The 17,940-nt window shown below is 71.1% G+C and carries 19 protein-coding genes; 8 read left to right on the forward strand and 11 right to left on the reverse strand.

All coding sequences use genetic code 11. The features are described from left to right. Positions 1-213: 213 nt before the first annotated feature. Together NO345_RS17340 and NO345_RS17345 are read left to right on the forward strand one after the other, a co-directional pair. On the forward strand, positions 214-2,358 hold the full coding sequence (locus NO345_RS17340; protein WP_256301340.1) for an NERD domain-containing protein: 2,145 nt from the start codon (positions 214-216) through the stop codon (positions 2,356-2,358). A 140-nt stretch (positions 2,359-2,498) separates the two neighbouring features. Next, positions 2,499-3,275: an SDR family NAD(P)-dependent oxidoreductase gene (locus NO345_RS17345; protein ID WP_256301342.1), complete on the forward strand. Its 777-nt coding sequence runs from the start codon at positions 2,499-2,501 to the stop codon at positions 3,273-3,275. Between the two features lie 12 nt (positions 3,276-3,287). Here the strand turns inward: NO345_RS17345 and NO345_RS17350 are convergent, their stop codons facing one another. After that, a complete protein-coding gene (locus NO345_RS17350) occupies positions 3,288-4,340 on the reverse strand; it encodes a M48 family metalloprotease (protein ID WP_256301344.1) in 1,053 nt (350 codons plus the stop codon). Between the two features lie 136 nt (positions 4,341-4,476). Here NO345_RS17350 and NO345_RS19890 point away from each other — a divergent pair, with 136 nt between their 5' ends. From NO345_RS19890 to NO345_RS17370, 4 genes are read left to right on the forward strand one after another with little or no spacing between them, the layout of a single operon-like run. Then, positions 4,477-5,556: a DUF4129 domain-containing protein gene (locus NO345_RS19890; RefSeq protein WP_256301346.1), complete on the forward strand. Its 1,080-nt coding sequence runs from the start codon at positions 4,477-4,479 to the stop codon at positions 5,554-5,556. After that, positions 5,553-6,206 carry a DUF7269 family protein gene (locus NO345_RS17360; protein ID WP_256301347.1) on the forward strand — a complete coding sequence of 218 codons (654 nt, stop codon included), beginning with the start codon at positions 5,553-5,555 and terminating at the stop codon, positions 6,204-6,206. Before NO345_RS19890 ends, NO345_RS17360 begins: the two co-directional genes overlap by 4 nt. After that, positions 6,203-7,549: a DUF58 domain-containing protein gene (locus tag NO345_RS17365; RefSeq protein WP_256301349.1), complete on the forward strand. Its 1,347-nt coding sequence runs from the start codon at positions 6,203-6,205 to the stop codon at positions 7,547-7,549. Before NO345_RS17360 ends, NO345_RS17365 begins: the two co-directional genes overlap by 4 nt. Then, positions 7,546-9,156: a DUF7519 family protein gene (locus NO345_RS17370; protein ID WP_256301351.1), complete on the forward strand. Its 1,611-nt coding sequence runs from the start codon at positions 7,546-7,548 to the stop codon at positions 9,154-9,156. Before NO345_RS17365 ends, NO345_RS17370 begins: the two co-directional genes overlap by 4 nt. Here NO345_RS17370 and NO345_RS17375 read toward each other — a convergent pair whose 3' ends face one another. The 10 genes from NO345_RS17375 to NO345_RS17420 all read right to left on the reverse strand — a co-directional run bounded on the left by NO345_RS17375 (position 9,157) and on the right by NO345_RS17420 (position 16,336). Continuing rightward, entirely contained in the window at positions 9,157-10,740 is a 1,584-nt protein-coding gene (locus NO345_RS17375; protein WP_256301353.1) for a succinic semialdehyde dehydrogenase, read from the reverse strand. Positions 10,741-10,783: 43 nt separating this feature from the next. Then, positions 10,784-11,254 (reverse strand): pyridoxamine 5'-phosphate oxidase family protein, encoded by a 471-nt coding sequence (locus tag NO345_RS17380; RefSeq protein ID WP_256301355.1) that lies wholly within the window; start codon positions 11,252-11,254, stop codon positions 10,784-10,786. Then, positions 11,254-11,688, reverse strand: coding sequence for a universal stress protein (locus NO345_RS17385; RefSeq protein ID WP_256301357.1), 435 nt, complete (start codon positions 11,686-11,688; stop codon positions 11,254-11,256). The genes NO345_RS17380 and NO345_RS17385 overlap by 1 nt, the downstream gene beginning before the upstream one ends. A gap of 60 nt (positions 11,689-11,748) precedes the next feature. Beyond that, positions 11,749-12,075 (reverse strand): putative quinol monooxygenase, encoded by a 327-nt coding sequence (locus NO345_RS17390; RefSeq protein WP_256301359.1) that lies wholly within the window; start codon positions 12,073-12,075, stop codon positions 11,749-11,751. A gap of 53 nt (positions 12,076-12,128) precedes the next feature. Next, a complete protein-coding gene (locus tag NO345_RS17395) occupies positions 12,129-12,980 on the reverse strand; it encodes an MBL fold metallo-hydrolase (RefSeq protein WP_256301361.1) in 852 nt (283 codons plus the stop codon). 91 nt (positions 12,981-13,071) lie between these two features. After that, positions 13,072-13,326, reverse strand: coding sequence for an MTH865 family protein (locus tag NO345_RS17400; protein ID WP_256301362.1), 255 nt, complete (start codon positions 13,324-13,326; stop codon positions 13,072-13,074). Positions 13,327-13,624: 298 nt separating this feature from the next. Continuing rightward, positions 13,625-13,945 (reverse strand): hypothetical protein, encoded by a 321-nt coding sequence (locus NO345_RS17405; protein WP_256301364.1) that lies wholly within the window; start codon positions 13,943-13,945, stop codon positions 13,625-13,627. 312 nt (positions 13,946-14,257) lie between these two features. Further along, positions 14,258-14,443 carry a hypothetical protein gene (locus NO345_RS17410; RefSeq protein WP_256301366.1) on the reverse strand — a complete coding sequence of 62 codons (186 nt, stop codon included), beginning with the start codon at positions 14,441-14,443 and terminating at the stop codon, positions 14,258-14,260. 151 nt (positions 14,444-14,594) lie between these two features. Then, positions 14,595-15,410 (reverse strand): DUF7839 domain-containing protein, encoded by an 816-nt coding sequence (locus tag NO345_RS17415; protein ID WP_256301368.1) that lies wholly within the window; start codon positions 15,408-15,410, stop codon positions 14,595-14,597. 86 nt (positions 15,411-15,496) lie between these two features. Continuing rightward, complete coding sequence (locus tag NO345_RS17420) at positions 15,497-16,336, reverse strand: alpha/beta fold hydrolase (RefSeq protein WP_256301370.1); 840 nt, start codon at positions 16,334-16,336, stop codon at positions 15,497-15,499. Positions 16,337-16,431: 95 nt separating this feature from the next. On the opposite strand from NO345_RS17420, the gene NO345_RS17425 reads away from it, so the two are divergent. Both NO345_RS17425 and NO345_RS17430 read left to right on the forward strand, forming a co-directional pair. Continuing rightward, on the forward strand, positions 16,432-17,229 hold the full coding sequence (locus NO345_RS17425; protein ID WP_256301372.1) for an MOSC domain-containing protein: 798 nt from the start codon (positions 16,432-16,434) through the stop codon (positions 17,227-17,229). Between the two features lie 9 nt (positions 17,230-17,238). After that, positions 17,239-17,904, forward strand: coding sequence for a cob(I)yrinic acid a,c-diamide adenosyltransferase (locus tag NO345_RS17430; RefSeq protein ID WP_256301374.1), 666 nt, complete (start codon positions 17,239-17,241; stop codon positions 17,902-17,904). Positions 17,905-17,940: the final 36 nt, after the last annotated feature.

A 17,940-nucleotide genomic window follows, 5' to 3' on the forward strand; every position in this document is an offset into this window, starting at 1 on the left:
CACGCCGCGTCGCAACCGTCTGGTGCTCCCTCGCCCACTTAAGGGTTTTACAATCTCGCACCGCTAGACTACCGTTTTCGACCGTCCGCTTGCGTTTTCGCCATCCCGAACGTGTTCTACGAGTGCTCGCAAAGGCTTCCCGGTAGAATATCGTCTGGCGTGACAGGCGGCCCCCCGACACGCTTATGCCCGGGCCGGAACCAGTTCGCCGGCATGGAGTTCATCGCGTCCGGCGAGGGGGGCGACCACGCCGGCGTCGACGCGGAGCGGACGGTCTGGCGGGCGGTCACGCGTGCGTTCGGTCCCGGCGACCGCGGTGTCGCCTACTGGCGCTACCCCATCGTCTCCCCCGGGCGCGACGCGTTCGACCGGGAGGCCGACTTCGTCCTGCTACACGAGGCGTTCGGGCTGGTCGTGATCGAGTGCAAGGGCTACCGGCTGGACCACGTCGCCGCCATCGAGGGCGACCGCTGGCGACTGCAGGGCACCCGGCAGTCGACCGCGACGCCGTACACGCAGGCCCGGGACCACGGCTTCCGCCTGTTGAACCACCTCGACGACGAGCCAGCCCTGACGGACGACCGGGGGAACCCGGCCGTGCCGGCGAACTTCCTCGTCGCGCTCCCGAACGTCGAACGCGACGCCTGGGACGACCGCTTCGGCTCGGTCCCGTCGGCCCCGCCGGTGCTGACGGCGAGCGAGCTGACGCCGGGGTCGCTGCGCGAGCGCCTGGAGCGGACGGCCGGCGAGCCGCTGGACTCGGCGACGTACGGGGCGGCACGGGCGGTGTTGAGCGGCGGCCAGCCAATCAGCGGCGAGTCGCGGCCCGAGACCGGAGATGGACCGTCACCCGAGGACGCGAGTACGAAGGCCGAACTGTACGAGCACGTCGCGGGCGGGCTGAAGCGACTCGACGCGAAGCAGGAGGCGATCGGCCTGCAGGTTCCCGACGGGCCACAGCAGATCCGGGGCATCGCCGGCTCCGGCAAGTCGGTACTGCTCGCACAGAAGGCCGCCCAGATGCACGCCCGGCACCCCGACTGGCGCGTCGTCGTCACGTTCCAGACGCGCTCGCTCTACCCGACGGTCATCGAGACCATCAGACGCTACCACGAGCACTACGCCGGGTCGGAGCCGGACTGGGACCGCCTGCAGGTGCTGCACGGCTGGGGCGGCCGGACCCGGCGCGGGCTCTACTACGAGGTCGCCCAGGCCGCCGGCGTCGAGCCCCGGACATTCGACGACGCGCGCTCGGCGTTCGACCGCGACGACGGCGACCTGCTCGCCCAGTGCTGTGACGAGGTGCTGGACGCGGGCCCGATTCCGGAGCGGTACGACGCCATCCTCGTCGACGAGGCGCAGGACTTCGAGCCACCCCTCTTCCGGCTCGCGTACGCCGCGCTCAGACCGCCGAAGCGGCTGGTCTGGGCGTACGACGAGGCCCAGAGCCTCCAGACGCTGTCGGCCCCGCGTCCGACCGACCTGTTCGGCACCGAGCCCGACGGCACACCTCGGGTCGACCTCCAGGGCACGTACGAGGGCGGGGTGCAGAAGAGCGAGGTGATGCGGACGGCGTACCGCACACCTCGACCCGTGCTCATGCTCGCGCACGTGTTCGGGATGGGACTCCTCCGCGACGGCGGCGCGGTCCAGGCGCTCACCACCCAGTCCGGCTGGGAGGACATCGGCTACGAGGTCGAGGGCGACTTCCGGCAGTACGGCTCGCCGGTCACCCTCCGCCGGCCCGCCGAGCACTCGCCACACCCGCTCTCGGGTGTCGACGCCGCGCGACCCTTCGTCGTCACCGAGACGTTCGACGACCGCGGGGCGGAACTGGACGCCGTCGCCGATGCCATCGAGCGCGACGTGACCAGGCACCGGCTCGCCCCCGAGCGCATCGCGGTCGTCGTCCTCGGACCCGTCCACGACTCGCGGGACTGGGGCGAGTCGCTCGCCGACAGACTCCGCCGCCGTGATATCGACCCGAACCTCGTCTGGGAGAGCGACCCCGACGTGTTCGACCGCCAGGGCGCGGTCACCATCTCGCGTGTCAACCGCGCGAAGGGGAACCAGGCCGCCCAGGTGTACGTCGTCGGCCTCGACACCGTCTCCGACGGCAGTCGGTCGGCCGACCTGGTCCAGCGCCGGAACGAGGCGTTCGTCGCGCTGACCCGGACGAAGGCCTGGTGCACCGTCACCGGCGTCGACCGCGACGACGTGGCCACCGACCGCCTGTTCGCCGAACTCGACGACGCAGTCGCCGGGACCACCGGACGACCCCCCGTCGTGACCTTCCCCGCGCCCGAGCCCGCGAACCTCCAGCGGACGATGGTCGACGCGACGCTGGACGCGTTCTGAGTTCGAGTGATTCCCATGACAGGTGGGGCTTTCCGAACGGTCTCGCGACCACCAGTCCCACGACTAATCACGGGTTCAGCTACCGGAACAGGTCGTGACCGATGCGAACAACTAACAATCCCGGGTCCGTTTCCGGGCGCATGGATCTCGGACTCGACGACAGGACAGCACTGATCACGGGTGGTGCGGGCCGTCTCGGCAGCGAGGACGCGCGGCACCTCGCACAGGAGGGGGCCGAAGTCGTGGTCCTCGACGTGGACGAAGACGGCGCGGAGCGCGTCGTCTCGGAGATCGAGGACGACGGCGGCGACGCGATGGCGGTCACCTGCGACCTGACCGACCGCGAGGACGTGCGCGAGAGCGTCGCGGAGGTGCGCGAGGCGACGGGTGGCGTCGACATCCTCGTCAACAACGCCGGGTTCGTCGACGCCGTCTCGCGGACGGGCGACTTCCCGGACGAGCTGTGGGACCGCGACGTGGAGCTGAACCTCACCGGCGCGTACAACATCACGAAGGAGATCTTCCCGGCGATGCGCGAACGCGGCTGGGGCCGGGTCATCACGATGGCGTCCATCGCGGGCACGCACGGGAGCTTCGGCCAGCTGTCGTACTCGACGACGAAGTCCGGGCTGGTGGGTTTCGGGAAGACGCTCGCGCTGGAGGGGGCGACCGACGGCGTCACGTCGAACGTGCTCGCGCCGAGCATCGTCGTGAAGGAGCTGGCGGAGATGGACCCGGAGACGCTGGAGCAGTTCCAGCCGTCGTTCGAGCGGGTGCGGCAGGCGACGCCGATGGGCGAGCTGGGCCGGGAGGACGACGTGGCTCCGATGGTGTGCTACCTCGCCAGCGAGCAGGCCCGGTACGTGACGGGACAGGTCATCGGTATCACCGGCGGCGCGGACCTGCTGTCGACCTGAACGCCGGTCCCTTCAGAACTCCTCTCGCTCGAGCTGCTGGAGGCGCTCGATGCGCTGCTCGGTCGCGGGGTGCGAGCGGGTCTCCACGGTGAACTGGGTCCCGTCTTCGGGCTCGTCGCCGGTCGAGAAGCCGTGCGGGAGGAAACAGAGGCCGGCGACACCGGCGTACTGGCTGCGCTTGTCGGCGGTCGGGGTTTCGACGGACCGGTCGAGCGTCCGGAGCGCGGTCGCCATCGCGGTGGGCTGGCCCGCCAGGATGGCCCCCGAGCGGTCCGCGACGTACTCCCGGTAGGTCGAGAGGTGCTGGCTCAGGCCGAGCACGACCGCGCCGGCGATACCCAGGAAGATGCCGCCGAGGACGGCGGTCACGAGCACCGCGAACGCGAACGAGACCGTGTAGCCGAGGGTGAACGGCGGTGCTCCGATGAACGGGGCCGAGAGGACGTACGCGGCCACGACGACCCCGACCCAGACCGCCGTACTCGCCGCCCGCGAGCCGAAGGGACTGAAGTCGTCGCTGATGAGGGCGGGGACGAACGACGCGAGCGTCAGCACGACCGCGTCGCGGTTGCGGAGGTGTGCGAGCTCGTGGGCGAGCACGGCGTCGAGCTCGTCGTCGGAGAGCGCGTCGAGCAGGCCGGTGCTGACGACGACCGTGCCGTCGGTCACGCCGCCGACGGCGAAGCTGTTGGGTACGTCCGTCCGTGCGACCGCGAGCGAGGGGGCCGCCATGTCCGCGCCGACGGCGAGGCGCTGGAGGCGACCCTGCACGTCGGGGTACTCGTCGCCGGAATCCAGGGGGGCGTCGACCTCGTCGAGCAGCTCGCGCCGGCTGTAGCGGAGCTGCGCCCAGCCGAACGCGAGCGCGACCGGCAGGACGACGACGGCCCCCCACACGAGCGGCGAGGTGCCCGAGAGCCCGACCGCGTTGGCGACCGACACCTGAAGCGGCGCGAGCCAGGGGGCGACGAGGTAGGCGGCGGCCGCGACGAGGACGACATCGACGACGAGTATCGCCAGGAGGGCGAGGAGGATGCGCCACGTGAGGGCGGGGTCACGTTCCATCAGTGCCAGTTCGTTCCCGCGGAAACAAAAATATTCGTGAACTGATGGGAGGGGACGCTGCACACCGATTATTTCGGACCGGGAGGGGACGGTTGAATGGTAATATATTTAAACGATTGGACATTTCTTCGTACGTGTGGGTTACGACCTGAATCGCGCGGTCCTCGTCGTGCTCTCCGTCCTGACGGTCCTCCTCGCGGCGTCGCTGTTCCCGGCGTCGGGGTACGGGACGTACCCCGGCTCCGTCGGGGGTGACGCCGCCGGACCGTCGAACCCGACAGCATCGCCCGACGCCGACGAACCTGTCGACGTCGGAACAGCCACGTCGGAGACGACGGCGACACCGACCGGGACGCCGCGCACGACCGAGGCACCCGAGACGACCCGGACCACGGAGCGACCGGACCCCGCGACCGGCGACTCCGGCCCGGACCTCGGCGGCGGCTTCCCGGTCTCGTCGTTCCTCACCCAACTCGTCGTGCTGTTCGTCTTCCTGCTCGCTGCCGTCGGCGTCCTCGGGCTCGTCGCCGAGGTCGAACGCGAACGAACCGACGACTTCGACGGATACGTCGTCGACCTCCCGATGCTGCCGACGTTCCGGATCCGGGCCTCGTTCCTCGCGATTCCGCAGGGGACGATGTCCGTCCTCGTCGGGCTGACGGCCTCAGCCCCGCGGGTGCTCGACGGCCTCGGGCGCACGGTCGGCGGCGTCTTCGCCGGCCTCGACGAGCTCGCGTCTGGCATCGGGACGGCGTTCGTCGCCATCCCATCCGCCCTCGGCAGGGGCCTCGCCGCGATCCCCCACGGACTCGTGAGCGGGCTGGGATCGCTCTCGCTCGGCCTCTCCTCGCTGACCGCCGGCATCTCGGCCCGGGACTGGCTCTCCCGCGGCGACGACAAGCCCGCCGACCCGCGCGACGGCGCGCGAGCAGGAGACACCGACGACGAGGAGGCAGCCGAATCGGGCCCGGTCAGCATCGACGAGGCCTGGGAGGCGATGGCCGGCTACGTACCGCTCCGTCGCCCCGAGTCGAAGACCCCAGCCGAGGTCGCCCGCGCGGCCGTCGACGGCGGTCTCCCGCGGTCCGCCGTCGAACGACTGACGGCCGTGTTCCGTGACGTCCGCTACGGCCGCTACCCCCGGACCGACGACCGGAAACGCACGGCACGCGAGGCGCTCGCCGAGATACGGGAGCGTCTGGAGGGCGACGGATGATACCCCGCGTCCTCGCCGGGTTCGGCATCTCCGTCCGCCGGGCGCTGACCGTCGTCGGGACCGCGTCGCTCGTCGGCGCGCTGGGGCTCGCGTTCCTCCCGATGCCGCTCGACGCGCTGCGCGGTCCGGTGACGACGGTCGCCAACGGCACCACCATCGTGCTGCTCGCCGTCACCGCCGCCGTCCTCGGCGTCGTCCGCATCGTCCGGGAGCGAGACGACGCCGCCACGGAGCCGCCGTCGGTCGGCGTGCCCGAGGCGGCGAACTACAACTCGGTCGGCGCGACCGGCCACGATCTCGACGCGACCATCGAGAAGGTCGACGGGACCCTCCACGACCCCGGTCCGTCCGAGTGGTGGAAGGCCCGCGACCGCGAGCGCGTCGAGGACGAGATCCGGACGGCCGCCATCGACGTGCTCGCCCGACGGGAGAACTGCAGCCGCGACGAAGCCGCGGCGATGCTCGAGGCCGGCACCTGGACGGACGACCCCCGGGCCGGCAGCTTCCTCGGCGACGAGACCGCACCCGAACCATCCCTCAAGATGCAGTTCTACGACTGGCTGTCCGGCGAGGCGTACGACCGCCACGTCGAACACACCGTCGACGAGATCGTCGCGAGAGCCGACATCGAGGAGGTCGAGACCGAATGACGCGGCGGGACACCGGCCGCTGGAACGTCGGCCTCACCGTCGCCCTCGTCACGGGGACGCTGGGGCTGCTCGTCCAGAACACGGTCGTGTTCAGCGCGGCCGCCATCGGCCTCTGCTACGCGGTGTACGGCTTCGCGAGCCGGCCGCCGACGCTCGACCTGGACGTCGAGCGCACGCTCGCCGACACGTCCCCGATGCCCGGCGACGAGGTCGAGGTGACGATCACCGTCCGCAACGCCGCGGACGAACCGCTCGCCGACCTGCGGATAATCGACGGCGTCCCCGAGACGCTCGGCGTCGTCGACGGCTCGCCACGGCACATGACCGGCCTCCAGCCGGACGAGAGCGAGTCGTTCACCTACTCGGTGAAGGTCCGGCGCGGCGTCCACGAGTTCGGCGATCCGACCGCCATCGCGCGGAACGTCAGCGGTGGCGTCGAGGTCACGGAGACCGTCTCCCTGCAGAGCCGCCTCTCGTGTCACGCCCCGGTGGAGGACATGCACCTCGCCGACCAGACCATCCCGTACCCCGGTCGCGTCGAGACCGACTCGACGGGGTCGGGCATCGAGTTCCACTCCATCCGCCAGTACCATCACTCGGACCCGATGAACCGCATCGACTGGCGCGAGTTCGCCCGCAGCGGCGAGCTCCGCACCGTCGAGTTCCGGACCGACCAGGCGGCGACCGTCGTCGTCGTGGTCGACACGCGCCGCGAGGCACGTGTCTCCCGTCGTGCCGAGGAACCCGACGGCGTCGAACTCGGCACCTACGCCGCCGGCCGGATCGCGGGGCACCTGCTCGACGCCGGCAACCGCGTCGGCCTCGCACAGTACGGCAGTTCGCTCGGCTACCTGCGCCCCGGCACCGGCGACGCGCAGGCGGCACGCATCCGGAACAACCTCGACGTGCAGTCGGCGACCTCAATCCCGGTCCGCGGGACCGGGAGCGCGACGGACCCCGGGCGCGACGACCCGGACGGAGACGACCCCGCGCCGTCCTCCGGCGACACCGACTCGGGCGGGCTGGCTGCCACCGACGGCGGCTGGCGCGTCGACTGGCTCCGTCGCCGAATCCCCAACGGTGCGCAGGTGGTGTTCGTCTCGCCGCTGCTCGACGACGCACCGCTCGAACTGTTGAAACGACTCCGGGCGTCCGGCCACGCGCTCCGGGTCGTCTCGCCGGACGTGACCGCTACCGAGACGCCAGGGGGCGGCCTCGCTGCCATCCAGCGGCAGGGCCGCGTCTCGGCGCTCCGGAACCGGACGACGGACGTCGTCGAGTGGTCGCCGGACGAGCCGCTGTACGCCGCCATCGAACGGGCCACGCGGAGGTGGCAGCGATGACGCCGTACGAGTTCGACGACGGGCCGGCACGGTTCACCAGCCGGCTGGCGCTCGCCGTCGCAGGCGTCGCCGTCCTCCTGCTCGGACTCGGGACCGGACCCGGCCTGCTCGGGCAGGGCCCGGAGCTGTTGCTCGGTCTGCTCGGTGCCGGGGCACTGGTTCACGGTGCGCGCCGCGTCACCGAGGACGGGAGCCGGTCGCGAGCGGTCGGGAGCATCTGGTTCGTCTTCGGAATCCTCGGTGTCGTGGCCGCCATGGGTGCGTACAAGCCGTCGCTCGCGGCGGCCGGCGTCACGACGTTCGGAACGCTCTCCGTGCTGCTGCTCGGCCTCTCGGGCACCGTCGGCATCGACGAGGGGCTCGTCCGGTCGCTCGGCGGTGTGCTCTCGCGGTCGCTCGTGGTGGTCGTCGCCGGCACGGTCGTGCTGGCCGGGGTCCACGTGGCATTGTTCCGGTCGGCCGCCGTCGTGACCATCGCGGGCTACGGCGCACTCGTCGGCACGGGCCCGCTGGTCAGCTTCGTCGTACTCCAGCTGGAGGTGCTCCTGCTCGCGGTGCTCGTCGAGCGCGCGCTGGCGGTCGTCGACGGCTGGCTCCCCCGCCGACGGTTCGACCGCCGCGGGACCGCGCTCCGCGAGCTCGGCGTCCGCGTCGGCGACGTGCCGACCGGCGTGTACGTCCTGCTCGGGCTCCAGTTCCTGCTGGCGATGACCGGTACGGGCCAGGCCCTGTTCGCGCGCCTGCTGGTCCAGGCCGGCCCCTTCGGGACGGTCGTGGCGCGGTTCCTCGGGTGGTGGGTGCCACACGCGTTGCTCGGTGCCGGCATCCTCCTGTTCGGGAGTGTCGTCGTCGCCCGGCTCGGCCAGCGAGTCGTCGTCGGCTGGATCGGTCGGGAGCCGCCGAAGACGCTCGGCTACGCCGCCGGTGGTGTCGTGGTCTCGGTGCTCGTCGGCGTCCTGACGGCGCTCCCGCCGGCCCGGTGGCCGGTCGACCGGCTCGTGGCGGACGGCTCGGTGCTCGACGTCTCCTTCGGCACCTACGGCATGGGGACGACGTTCCTCGCGCTCGTCGTCGTCGCGCTGTGTGCCGTCCTCGTCTCGCTGCCGGTGGTCATGTTCCTGGTGTGGGACGAGTCGACCGCGGCACCCGACGGCGGCCCGACGGCCGGTGCGGGGCTGTTGCTCCTCGCCAGCATCGCGGCCGGCTTCGGCGACGCACCGGCACCCGTCGTGTTCGTCGGCGTGGCCGCCGCGCTGGCGACGTGGGACCTCTCGGTGAACGCGTCGCTGGTCGGTCGGGAGGTCGGCCGCGCGGCCGAGACGCGCCGGGGCGAGGTCATCCACGCCGCCGGCGTGCTCGCCGTCGGTGCCGTGGCCGTCCTCCTCACGACGCTCGGCGTCGAGTTCATCGGAGCCGCCACGCTGGCCGTCGACGTGCCGAGGTGGCGGGCGGTCGGCGCGCTCGCCCTGCTGCTCCTCGCGCTCGTCTGCTTCGCCGCGCTCGCGTCCGGTGATGGCGAGGACCGGCTCGGGGACGACGGTGACGGCGGCGGGGACGACCAGCCGGTCGAGTCGCGGGCGTGGTACGCCAGGTTCGACGACCTCTGATTACCGCAGGAACGGCACCTTCCGCCAGAGCCGGAGCGAGGCCGAAAGCGCCCGGGCGTACCACTCGGACGGGACGCCGAGGGGCGGGGTGACCGGGTAGTTCCTCGCCGCGATGGTCTGTGACTCCGTGTACCGCATGAGCCCCTCCTCGCCGTGGCGACGACCGATTCCCGAGTCCTTCCGGCCGCCCATCGGTGCGTCGATGGCCGCCCAGGTCTCGAGGTAGCCGCCGTTGATGGTGACCGTCCCGGTGTCGATGGCCCGGGCGACGGCCCGTCCGCGGTCGCGGTCGGTCGTCCAGACGCTCGCGTTGAGCCCGTAGTCGGTGTCGTTCGTCCGCTCGATGGCCTCGCGCTCGCCGGAGACCGGTGCGACGCTCACGACCGGGCCGAACGTCTCCTCGCAGGCGGCCCGGGCGTCGTCAGGCAGGCCGGTGAGGACCGTGGGCTCGTAGAAGTACGGGCCGAGGTCGGGCCGGTGGTCGCCGCCGACGTGGACCGTCGCACCCCGTTCGCGGGCGTCGGCGACGTGTGCCTCCACGGTCTCGAGCTGGTCTGCCGAGGCGAGCGAGCCAACGTCCACACCGTACCGGTAGCCCGCCCCGAGCGAGAGGTCGGAGACGGCGGCGACGAACCGCGAGCGGAACTCGTCGTACAGCGACTCGTCGACGAAGACGCGCTCGGTGCCGATGCAGAGCTGGCCGGCGTTCGTGAAGCACGCGCCGACGACCCCCTCGACGGCCTCGTCGAGGTCGGCGTCGTCGAGCACCACGACCGAGTTCTTCCCGCCGAGTTCGAGGGAGCAGTCCACGAGGTTGCGGCCCGCGGCGGCGGCGACCTCGCGGCCCGTGGCGGTCGAGCCGGTGAAGCTGACGTAGTCCACCGAGTCGACCAGCGCAGGCCCGAGTTCCCCGCCGTCGCCGGTGACGACCTGCACGAGGTCGTGGGGGAGGCCCGCCTCGCGCAGGAGTTCGACGAGCGCCAGCGCGGTGTACGGCGTCGTCTCCGCGGGCTTCAGCACGACGGCGTTCCCGGCGAGCAGCGCGGGGAGCGCGTCGGAGATGGCGAGCGTGATGGGGTAGTTCCAGGGTGCGATGACGCCGACGACGCCGACCGGATGGTGGACGACCTCGGCCGTCGAGGAGAGCAGGGGGACGGCGGCATCGCGTCGCTCGGTCGCGAGCATCTCCGGAGCGCGGTAGCCGTAGTAGCGGCTCGTGAGTGCCACGTCGAGCACCTCCTCGAAGGCGTGGGCGCGGGACTTGCCGCTCTCGAGCTGGGCGAGGTCGAGCAGCTCGTCCTGACGGTCGAGGACGATGTCGTGGAGGCGTTTCACGACGGCGGCGCGCTCCTCGGGCGAGCGGTCGGCCCAGCGTTCCTGCGCCGCGGCGGCCCGCTCGACGGCGTACTCGACGTCCGCGGGCTCGCACTCGGTCACGGTCGCAGCGGTCCCACCGGTGAACACCTCGGTGACGGCGCGGCGGTCGCGGTCGTCGTCGGCCGTCGCCACGAGGCCGTCGAGCCGCTCGAAGCGCGCCCGGGTCAGCGTCGACGGGAGGGCGTCGTCGGCCAGCAGGTCGGTCATGGCCGGTGCTACGGGGCGGGGGAGTAAAACCGTGTCCGAGCGGTCACTCGGCGTCGGCCGCGGCCTCGCTCGGCATCCGGTCGGAGAAGTCCCAGGTGTACGCCTTCGTCACGTCGACCGCGATGCGGACCTCCTCGCGGTCGGGGTCGAGCAGGTTCCGCGCGAGGTCGGAGTCGGTGCCGCCGAGGTAGCGGTCGAGGAGGCGACGCAGCAGCGCCTTCTCCTCGTCGGGCCCGACGGCCGCGATTCCCTGCCCGCGGATGCCGCGGTACGGCGGTCGGTTCGTCGAGATCTCGAACGCGACGGTGTCGTCCTCGCGGAGGTAGCGCACCACGTCGGCCGACGCGGCCGTCGCGCAGGCCAGCTGGCCCGCCTCGGGGTCGTACTCGAACCAGAGCGACAGCATCCAGAGCCCGCCCTTCGGCGTGCGACAGGCGAGCCTGACGGGTATCCGGGCGTCGTCCAGGAACGCGGCCACGTCGTCGTGGTCCCACGCCCCGCGGAGCGGGAACATCAGCGGACGACCGTCACCGGGCAGTGGGCACGTCGGACGACGGCCTCGGCGACGCTGCCGAGCAGGATGCGGCTGACGCCCGTACGTCCGTGGCTGCCGATGAGTATCTGGTCGATGTCGTTCTCGTCGGCGTACTCGTTGATGGAGCGGGCCGGTCGGCCGACGACGACCTCCGTCTCCAGTTCGGCGTCGTACTCGTCGGCGATCTCCTGGGCCCGGGCGAGCAGCTCCTCGGCCGCCTGCTCCTCCTGCTCGTACCACTCCTCCCAGTAGCCGGGGAGGCCGCCGTCGAACGGGGCGCTGTACCCCGCCTCCATCAGGTCGATGACGTTCAGGACGACGACCTCGGCGTCCGGGTGGGTCGTCAGCGCGTGCTCCAGTGCCGTCCGTGCCTGTTCGGACTCGTCGAAGGGGACCAGGATTCTGTCGACCATATCTGAACCCTCACCCGTCAGCCGCTTAAAATGTCGCACGACTCCCGCGGGGTGGGAACGTCAGTCGAGGGCCTCGACGCCGAAGCTCGCGGTGTGAACGTCGCCGTCGACGGCGAACTGCGTCGTCTCCATCTCCCCGTCGACGAACTCGGGAAGGCGGTCGACGAACCGCTCGTAGTGGTCCGTCTCGATGTGTGCCTCCGCCGACGCCGCGTCTTCGTACCGCTCGACGAATCGGACGACGTTCGGGTCGCCGATGTCGGTCGCCGCGTGGTAGGAGAGCACACCGGGTTCCGAACGGCTCCGCTCGGCGAGTTCGTCGCACAGGTCGAGTGCCTCCGCCCGTCGCTCGGGGACGATGGGGATGCTGGTCAGGACGACGTACATGGCTGGACCGATGGACGGGGACGTAAAGTCGGTTGGGCCGTCGTGGGGGTCAGTCACAGGGTCTGCAGGACCCCGACCACGTCCCGCTCGATGGTCGGCGACGCCCACTCGTTCGAGAGCTCGGCGACGATGTCGTCGTGGTCGCCGTGTCGCTCGACGGCGTCCTCGACCGCGGCGACCCACTCGGGCAGGAGGTCGGTGTAGGCCGCCAGCGCGTCGTCGGGGTCGTCGCGCGCCCCGAAGTGGCCGTAGCAGAGCGTCTCGGCGTCGAGCTCCCGAAGTCGGGCGACGGTCTCGAGGCTCAGTTCGAGGTCGAAGTCGGGCGCGGGCGTCGTCGGGAGCAGCTCGCCGAACAGGTGCATGCCGGCGGCGTCGCCGGCGAACAGCGCGCCCGTCCGGTCGTCGAGCACGGCGACCTGGTGGGGTGCGTGCCCCGGCGCGTGGACCAGCTCCAGCGACCGGTCGCCGCAGTCGACCGACTCGCCGTCAGAGACGACACGACACCGGTCGCGGTCCACGAGCTCGGGGCGGCCGTAGCCCGCCGCCACCTCGTCGCCGACGGCGGCGCGGGCGCTCTCGTACAGCCGGTCCCGCTTCGCCTCGTCGGTGAGGTAGTCGACGCCGCGCTCGTGGACGACCACGGTGGCGTTCGGGCAGTGCTCGGCGAGCGCGCCCGTCGCGCCGGCGTGGTCGAGGTGGACGTGCGTCGGGAGGATGTGGCCGACCTCGTCGGGGTCGACGCCGGCCTCGTCGAGCCCCTCGATGACGTACTCGACACCGGCGGCTGGACCGGGGTCGACGACGACCGGTTCGGCGGCATCGACGACGTAGGGCGACATCGCACCCGGGGTGTCCATCATCCGGGCGTCGAGGGCGTGGGTGTCGGGGGCGACCTGCGTGACCATGGGCTCCGTTCGAGTGGGGCCGGGAAAAGTCGGTCGTCCCCGGCGCTGTCGGGAGCAGTCGCACTACCGAAAGAATCGACTCGGGAGCCGCTCAGTCGAGGTGGCCGGCGTCCTTGAGGTTCTCCATGATGTCGTCGACGAACGACTCCACGTCGTCGTACGGGAAGTCGCCGCCCGGCAGCTTGGTCTGGAGCTCCATCGCGGTCATCGAGAAGTCGCCGGACTCGAACCGGGTTCCCGGGCCGTTCGGGAGCGCCGGAACGAGGTCCATCGGGCTGGAGATTGGGTAGTCAGCGCCACCGAAGGCGTCGATCATCTGCTCGCGAAGGTCATCTTCGTCTGCCATGGACTCCCGTTCGGACGGATAAATAATAAATCATGGGGTAGTTGGTTCCCCGCCGGCCCCAGTTCGGTCCTACTCCGTCCTCGCGCGGGCCGGACTTGACGCTACCGGTGGATGGAACGCGAGCGGCGGAACCGCCCGCAGGAGGCGACGAACGGTGGGATGGCAGGCACGGTCGCGGCGGCCTGACGGTGCCGGACCGTCGTCGCGGTCGGTCGTGAGGGCCGTCGTCGGCGGGGACGGCGTCTGCAATCGCTGGAGGTGACCGCGGGGAGGCGGTCTGGGGGACCGGGCGGCGGCGTTACGCCGTGGCCGCGGTCCTGTTCGCGAGCGCGACCTCGTGGACGGCCTCGATGCCGGTGCCGTCCTCCAGGTCGGCTCGAACGGTGCTGTCGTCGGGGGCCGCGGAGCGAAGCGTGACGGTCGCACGGACGTCGACGACGATGGCGTTGAGGTTGGGCGTGATGCCCGTGATCTCCTCGACGTCGACGTCGTCCAGCGCGTCGATGCGTGCGACGACGGTCGCCGCACCGGCGAGCAGGTCGCCGGGTGCACCGTCGGGGACGCGGACGCGCAGGTGGACTGTCGCTTCGGTCTCTCGGCCGAGACTGGCCTGTGCCATACGCCCCCGCCGCGAGTCGAACGCGGTGGCCGACGCGAGGTCGGTGGTCGCCGTCCGCGAGGGTGGTGCCCGTGTCGTGAGCCGCACGGGCGGTCGTGTGCTGCGGTAGCGTCGGTCACACCACGTGGTGCGAGCGGACGCTACAGTCGGTGCTCGGTTCGTGTGGTGGCGCTGCGGTCGAGGTGAAGCGGCGACCCCGCCGGTGGGTCGGGATGGAACCAGTTCGGTCCGGAGAACCCGACTGCCGGCGCGAGCGGCGGTGCCTAGGAGCCGTGGAAGTCGGCAGAAACACCGCCGAGCCGCGTCAGACCGTCACGCGGCGCCGGCAGAGACGAACCGAACGGCGGGATACCCCTTCGGATTCCCCGGATCGCTCGGTTCACCATCCCCAGCGCCGCGCTGGCAGCCGGCGGCGGAGGAACCCTCCACGCCGGGGTTGGCGGCCTCGCCAGTGACCGCGGTGGCGAACGCCGAGATGGTGAACGTCGAGCGGGTCATCGTCAGTGGGCACCCCGTTCCCGGTCGAGAGTCGGGATTGAGGTGTCAAATCGTAGATTGGACCTTCACTTAAATATACCGATATGAGCACCGGTGTGGCGTCCCCCTCTGTCGGATACACTGCAGTAATCTCCGTGGGCGGTCGTCGTCCTCAGAGGTCGGCGGCGTCCACGACCTCGTAGCCGATGTTGCCGTCGCGGAGCCGGTCGGTGTGCCGCGAGAGTTCGTCCGTGACGACCACCAGCAGCACGGTCAGGCCCTTCGTCGCCGCCTCGGTGACGGCTTCGGCGGTCCCGAAGCGGATGTCCGGTTCGAGGTCGGCCTCGGAGCAGGCCACCAGCGACTCCGTGCCCGACACAGCGAGCAGGTCGTGGGTGCCGGCGTGGTCCGCGAGAGCGGCCGGGTCGACGGCCGACGAGCCGCCCTTGGCGACCCGCGGTACCGAGACGACGGTCACCGTCCCGAGCTCGTAGTCGAGCACGCCCTCGAAGTCCGTCACACCCACGTCCTGGCCGGGGTCGGCGCTCGTGACCGCCACGGCCGTCGCACTGCCGTCACCGTCGGTCGCGGCCCGCATGACGCCGTCGCGCATCGACATCGTCACCGTCAGTCCCTCCTCGATGTCGTCGTCCGCGACGGCGGTCTCGGCGTCGACCTGCCCGATGACCTCCTCGGAGACGTGGGTGACGTACTCGCGGAGGTCCTCGGTGCGCGAGATGAGCCAGTCCACGCCCTCCTTGCTGACCTCGTAGCGGCCGCGTCCGAGCTTGCGGACGTAGTCGCGCTCGACGAGGTCCTGGAGGTAGTCGCTCACCGCCTGTGCCGTGACACCGATCTCGTCCGCGATCTCCTGCTGGCTGACCGCGGGCTGGCGCTCCGCGATCTCCGAGAGTATCTGGTAGCGCGTCGCGTTGCGCTTGCTCTGGAGGACGCTCAGTTCCTCCTCTGGGTCGGCGTCGGGGGCCATCGTCGGAGCTTGGGCTGTCGATGACAAGTAGCTTTGCACTAACGGCCACCTGGGTTGGGTTGCCGTCGGGTCGGTCCGCAGACGGCTCAGCCGGTCGTCCCGGCGCAGAACTCGGTCAGCAGCTCGACCATCCGGTCCGGGTCCTCCCGCGGCGGCCAGTGCGCGCAGTCCTCCAGCACCGTCAGCTCGGCGTCCGGTGCCCGTTCAGCCGCCCGCCCGGCGAGTTCGACCGGGACCACCTCGTCGTGTCGCCCGTGGACGAACAGCGTCGGGGTGTCGAGCGCGTCGAGCCGCGGCGTGAAGTTCGTCACGTAGCCCTCCCGCGTCATCTCGTGTCTCCGGAAGTTCCGGAACGCGACGCAGGCGTTGGGTTTGCGGGCGTACTCCCAGACCGCGTCGACGCACTCCTCAGAGAGCGTATCCGTGTCGTGGACGATACCGCCGAGGCTCGCCTTCGTGAACCCGCGACTCCGCCGGAACAGCGCGACCGCGATCCGGTTGAGGAACGGTAGCCGGGAGAGCACGTACGAGAACGTTCCACGCGGGAGTTCGGTGCCGAGCCCGAAGCAGCTCGTCGCGACGAGCCGGTGGACCTCGACGTCGGTGTCCAGCGCGAGACCCAGCGCGACCGCACCGCCCAGCGAGAGCCCGCAGACCGACGGGTCCTCGATGCCGAGTTCGTCGCAGAATCCCGCCATCGTCCGGGCGTGCCGGTCGATTGTGTAGTCGACGTCCGGGACGTCGCTGTCGCCGTAGCCGAGCAGGTCCGGTGCGTAGACGGTGAACGTCTCCGACAGCGGCTCGATCACCTCGCCCCACGAGACCGGGCCGGCGTCGATGATGCCGCCGTGGAGCAACAGGAGTGGTGGTCCCTCGCCCGCCTCGACGTACCGGATGTCGTGTCCGTCGACCTCGACCGTCGCCATGGCCCGGCCTTCGCCCACCGCCGAGATAAATCGGTGGGTCGGAACCGGTCGCGGGAACCACAACCGTTGACGCCCCCCGTCCCCAATCGACTGGTATGCCGACCGTCGCGAGCCTCCGCGTCTACCCCGTCAAGTCGCTCGACCCGCTCTCACTCGACGCAGTCGACGTCAACAACGGCGCGCTCCGGCACGACCGCGAGTACGCCATCGTCGACGAGGAGCGCGAGTTCGTCAACGGCAAGCGAGAGCCCGCGCTCCACCGCATCCGGTCGCGGTACGACCCCGAGCGCCGCGAGCTGTCGGTCCGCGAGCACCGCGACGACGACTGGGCGACCTTCAGCATGGACGCCGAACGCGGCGCGCTGAACGCCTGGCTGAGCGACTTCCTCGACTATCCGGTCAGCGTCGTCCGCGACGCCTCCGGCGGGATGCCGGACGATACGGCGGCCGACGGACCGACGGTCATCGCCCGCGAGACGGCCGCCGAGATGGCCGGCTGGTACGACGGTATCGACACCGCGGAGATGCTCCGCCGACTCCGCCCGAACGTCGTCGTCGAGGCCGGCGAGGCGTTCTGGGAGGACCGGCTGTACGCCGACCGCGGCTCCGTCCGGCAGTTCACCATCGGTGACGTCGAGTTCGAGGGCGTCCAGCCCTGCCAGCGCTGCGTCGTTCCGACGCGGGACCCCGACACCGGTGCCGAGACGGCCGACTTCCAGGCGACGTTCGTCGAACGGCGGGAGGCGACGCTGCCCGAGTGGGCCGACCGCGACTGGTTCGACCACTACTTCCGGGTGATGGTCAACACCCGGATTCCGGAGGCGTCGTGGGGCAACGTGCTCCACGTCGGCGACGCCGTCGAACTGGGCGATTCAAGGTCGGACGCACCGTAGGCCGTCACGATGACCGACAGCGAGCAGACCGGCGACGCGCGACGACCCGCTTCGGGGCCCATCGAGCCGTCGGCACCCGATGAGTTCGGCCTCGTCCAGGCGTTCTGGGGCGACGGGAAGGGGAAGACGACCGCGGCGCTCGGCATGGCGTTCCGGGCCGCGGGCCACGGCTACCGCGTCCACGTGCTGCAGTTCATGAAGGGCGGCGCGGACAGCGTCGAGGACGTCCGCGGCGAGTACAACGCCATCGACGCCATGCCGGGGCTCTCCTACGAGAACACCGGCCACTACGGCTGGCACCGGTTCGCGGACGGCACGGACGACGACGAGCACGCTGCGCAGGCGGCGGGAGGGTGGGCGCGGACCCGGGAGATTCTGGACGGCTGTGACGACGCCGACCTGACCGCGCCGCTCGACCTCGACGGCGACCCGACGGACGGTGTCCACATGCTCGTGCTCGACGAGGTGCTCTATGCGGCGAACCGAGGGTTGCTCGACGCGGACGAGGTCCTCGCACTCGTCGAGGAGAAACCCGCCGACCTCGAACTCGTGCTGACCGGCGGGCACGAGCGACCGGACTGGCTTGACGACGTGGCCGACCTCGTGACGAACGTCCGGAAGGAGCGCCATCCAATCGAGGCCGGCCAGCGCGCCCGCAAGGGCACCGAGTTCTGAGCGGAGAACCGCCCCCGCGAGGGGGAGCGCACGGCC

Source organism: Haloarchaeobius salinus, from assembly GCF_024464185.1.
GTDB classification, from domain to species: domain Archaea; phylum Halobacteriota; class Halobacteria; order Halobacteriales; family Natrialbaceae; genus Haloarchaeobius; species Haloarchaeobius salinus.

Coding starts and splice junctions, on each gene's coding strand:
- NO345_RS17430 (WP_256301374.1), top strand. CDS start 17,239: ATGACCGACAGCGAGCAGACCGGCGACGCGCGACGACCCGCTTCGGGG.
- NO345_RS17405 (WP_256301364.1), bottom strand. CDS start 13,945: ATGGCACAGGCCAGTCTCGGCCGAGAGACCGAAGCGACAGTCCACCTG.
- NO345_RS17370 (WP_256301351.1), top strand. CDS start 7,546: ATGACGCCGTACGAGTTCGACGACGGGCCGGCACGGTTCACCAGCCGG.
- NO345_RS17340 (WP_256301340.1), top strand. CDS start 214: ATGGAGTTCATCGCGTCCGGCGAGGGGGGCGACCACGCCGGCGTCGAC.
- NO345_RS17390 (WP_256301359.1), bottom strand. CDS start 12,075: ATGTACGTCGTCCTGACCAGCATCCCCATCGTCCCCGAGCGACGGGCG.
- NO345_RS17410 (WP_256301366.1), bottom strand. CDS start 14,443: ATGACCCGCTCGACGTTCACCATCTCGGCGTTCGCCACCGCGGTCACT.
- NO345_RS17375 (WP_256301353.1), bottom strand. CDS start 10,740: ATGACCGACCTGCTGGCCGACGACGCCCTCCCGTCGACGCTGACCCGG.
- NO345_RS17425 (WP_256301372.1), top strand. CDS start 16,432: ATGCCGACCGTCGCGAGCCTCCGCGTCTACCCCGTCAAGTCGCTCGAC.
- NO345_RS17385 (WP_256301357.1), bottom strand. CDS start 11,688: ATGGTCGACAGAATCCTGGTCCCCTTCGACGAGTCCGAACAGGCACGG.
- NO345_RS17350 (WP_256301344.1), bottom strand. CDS start 4,340: ATGGAACGTGACCCCGCCCTCACGTGGCGCATCCTCCTCGCCCTCCTG.
- NO345_RS17420 (WP_256301370.1), bottom strand. CDS start 16,336: ATGGCGACGGTCGAGGTCGACGGACACGACATCCGGTACGTCGAGGCG.
- NO345_RS17365 (WP_256301349.1), top strand. CDS start 6,203: ATGACGCGGCGGGACACCGGCCGCTGGAACGTCGGCCTCACCGTCGCC.
- NO345_RS17395 (WP_256301361.1), bottom strand. CDS start 12,980: ATGGTCACGCAGGTCGCCCCCGACACCCACGCCCTCGACGCCCGGATG.
- NO345_RS17380 (WP_256301355.1), bottom strand. CDS start 11,254: ATGTTCCCGCTCCGCGGGGCGTGGGACCACGACGACGTGGCCGCGTTC.
- NO345_RS17345 (WP_256301342.1), top strand. CDS start 2,499: ATGGATCTCGGACTCGACGACAGGACAGCACTGATCACGGGTGGTGCG.
- NO345_RS17360 (WP_256301347.1), top strand. CDS start 5,553: ATGATACCCCGCGTCCTCGCCGGGTTCGGCATCTCCGTCCGCCGGGCG.
- NO345_RS17400 (WP_256301362.1), bottom strand. CDS start 13,326: ATGGCAGACGAAGATGACCTTCGCGAGCAGATGATCGACGCCTTCGGT.
- NO345_RS17415 (WP_256301368.1), bottom strand. CDS start 15,410: ATGGCCCCCGACGCCGACCCAGAGGAGGAACTGAGCGTCCTCCAGAGC.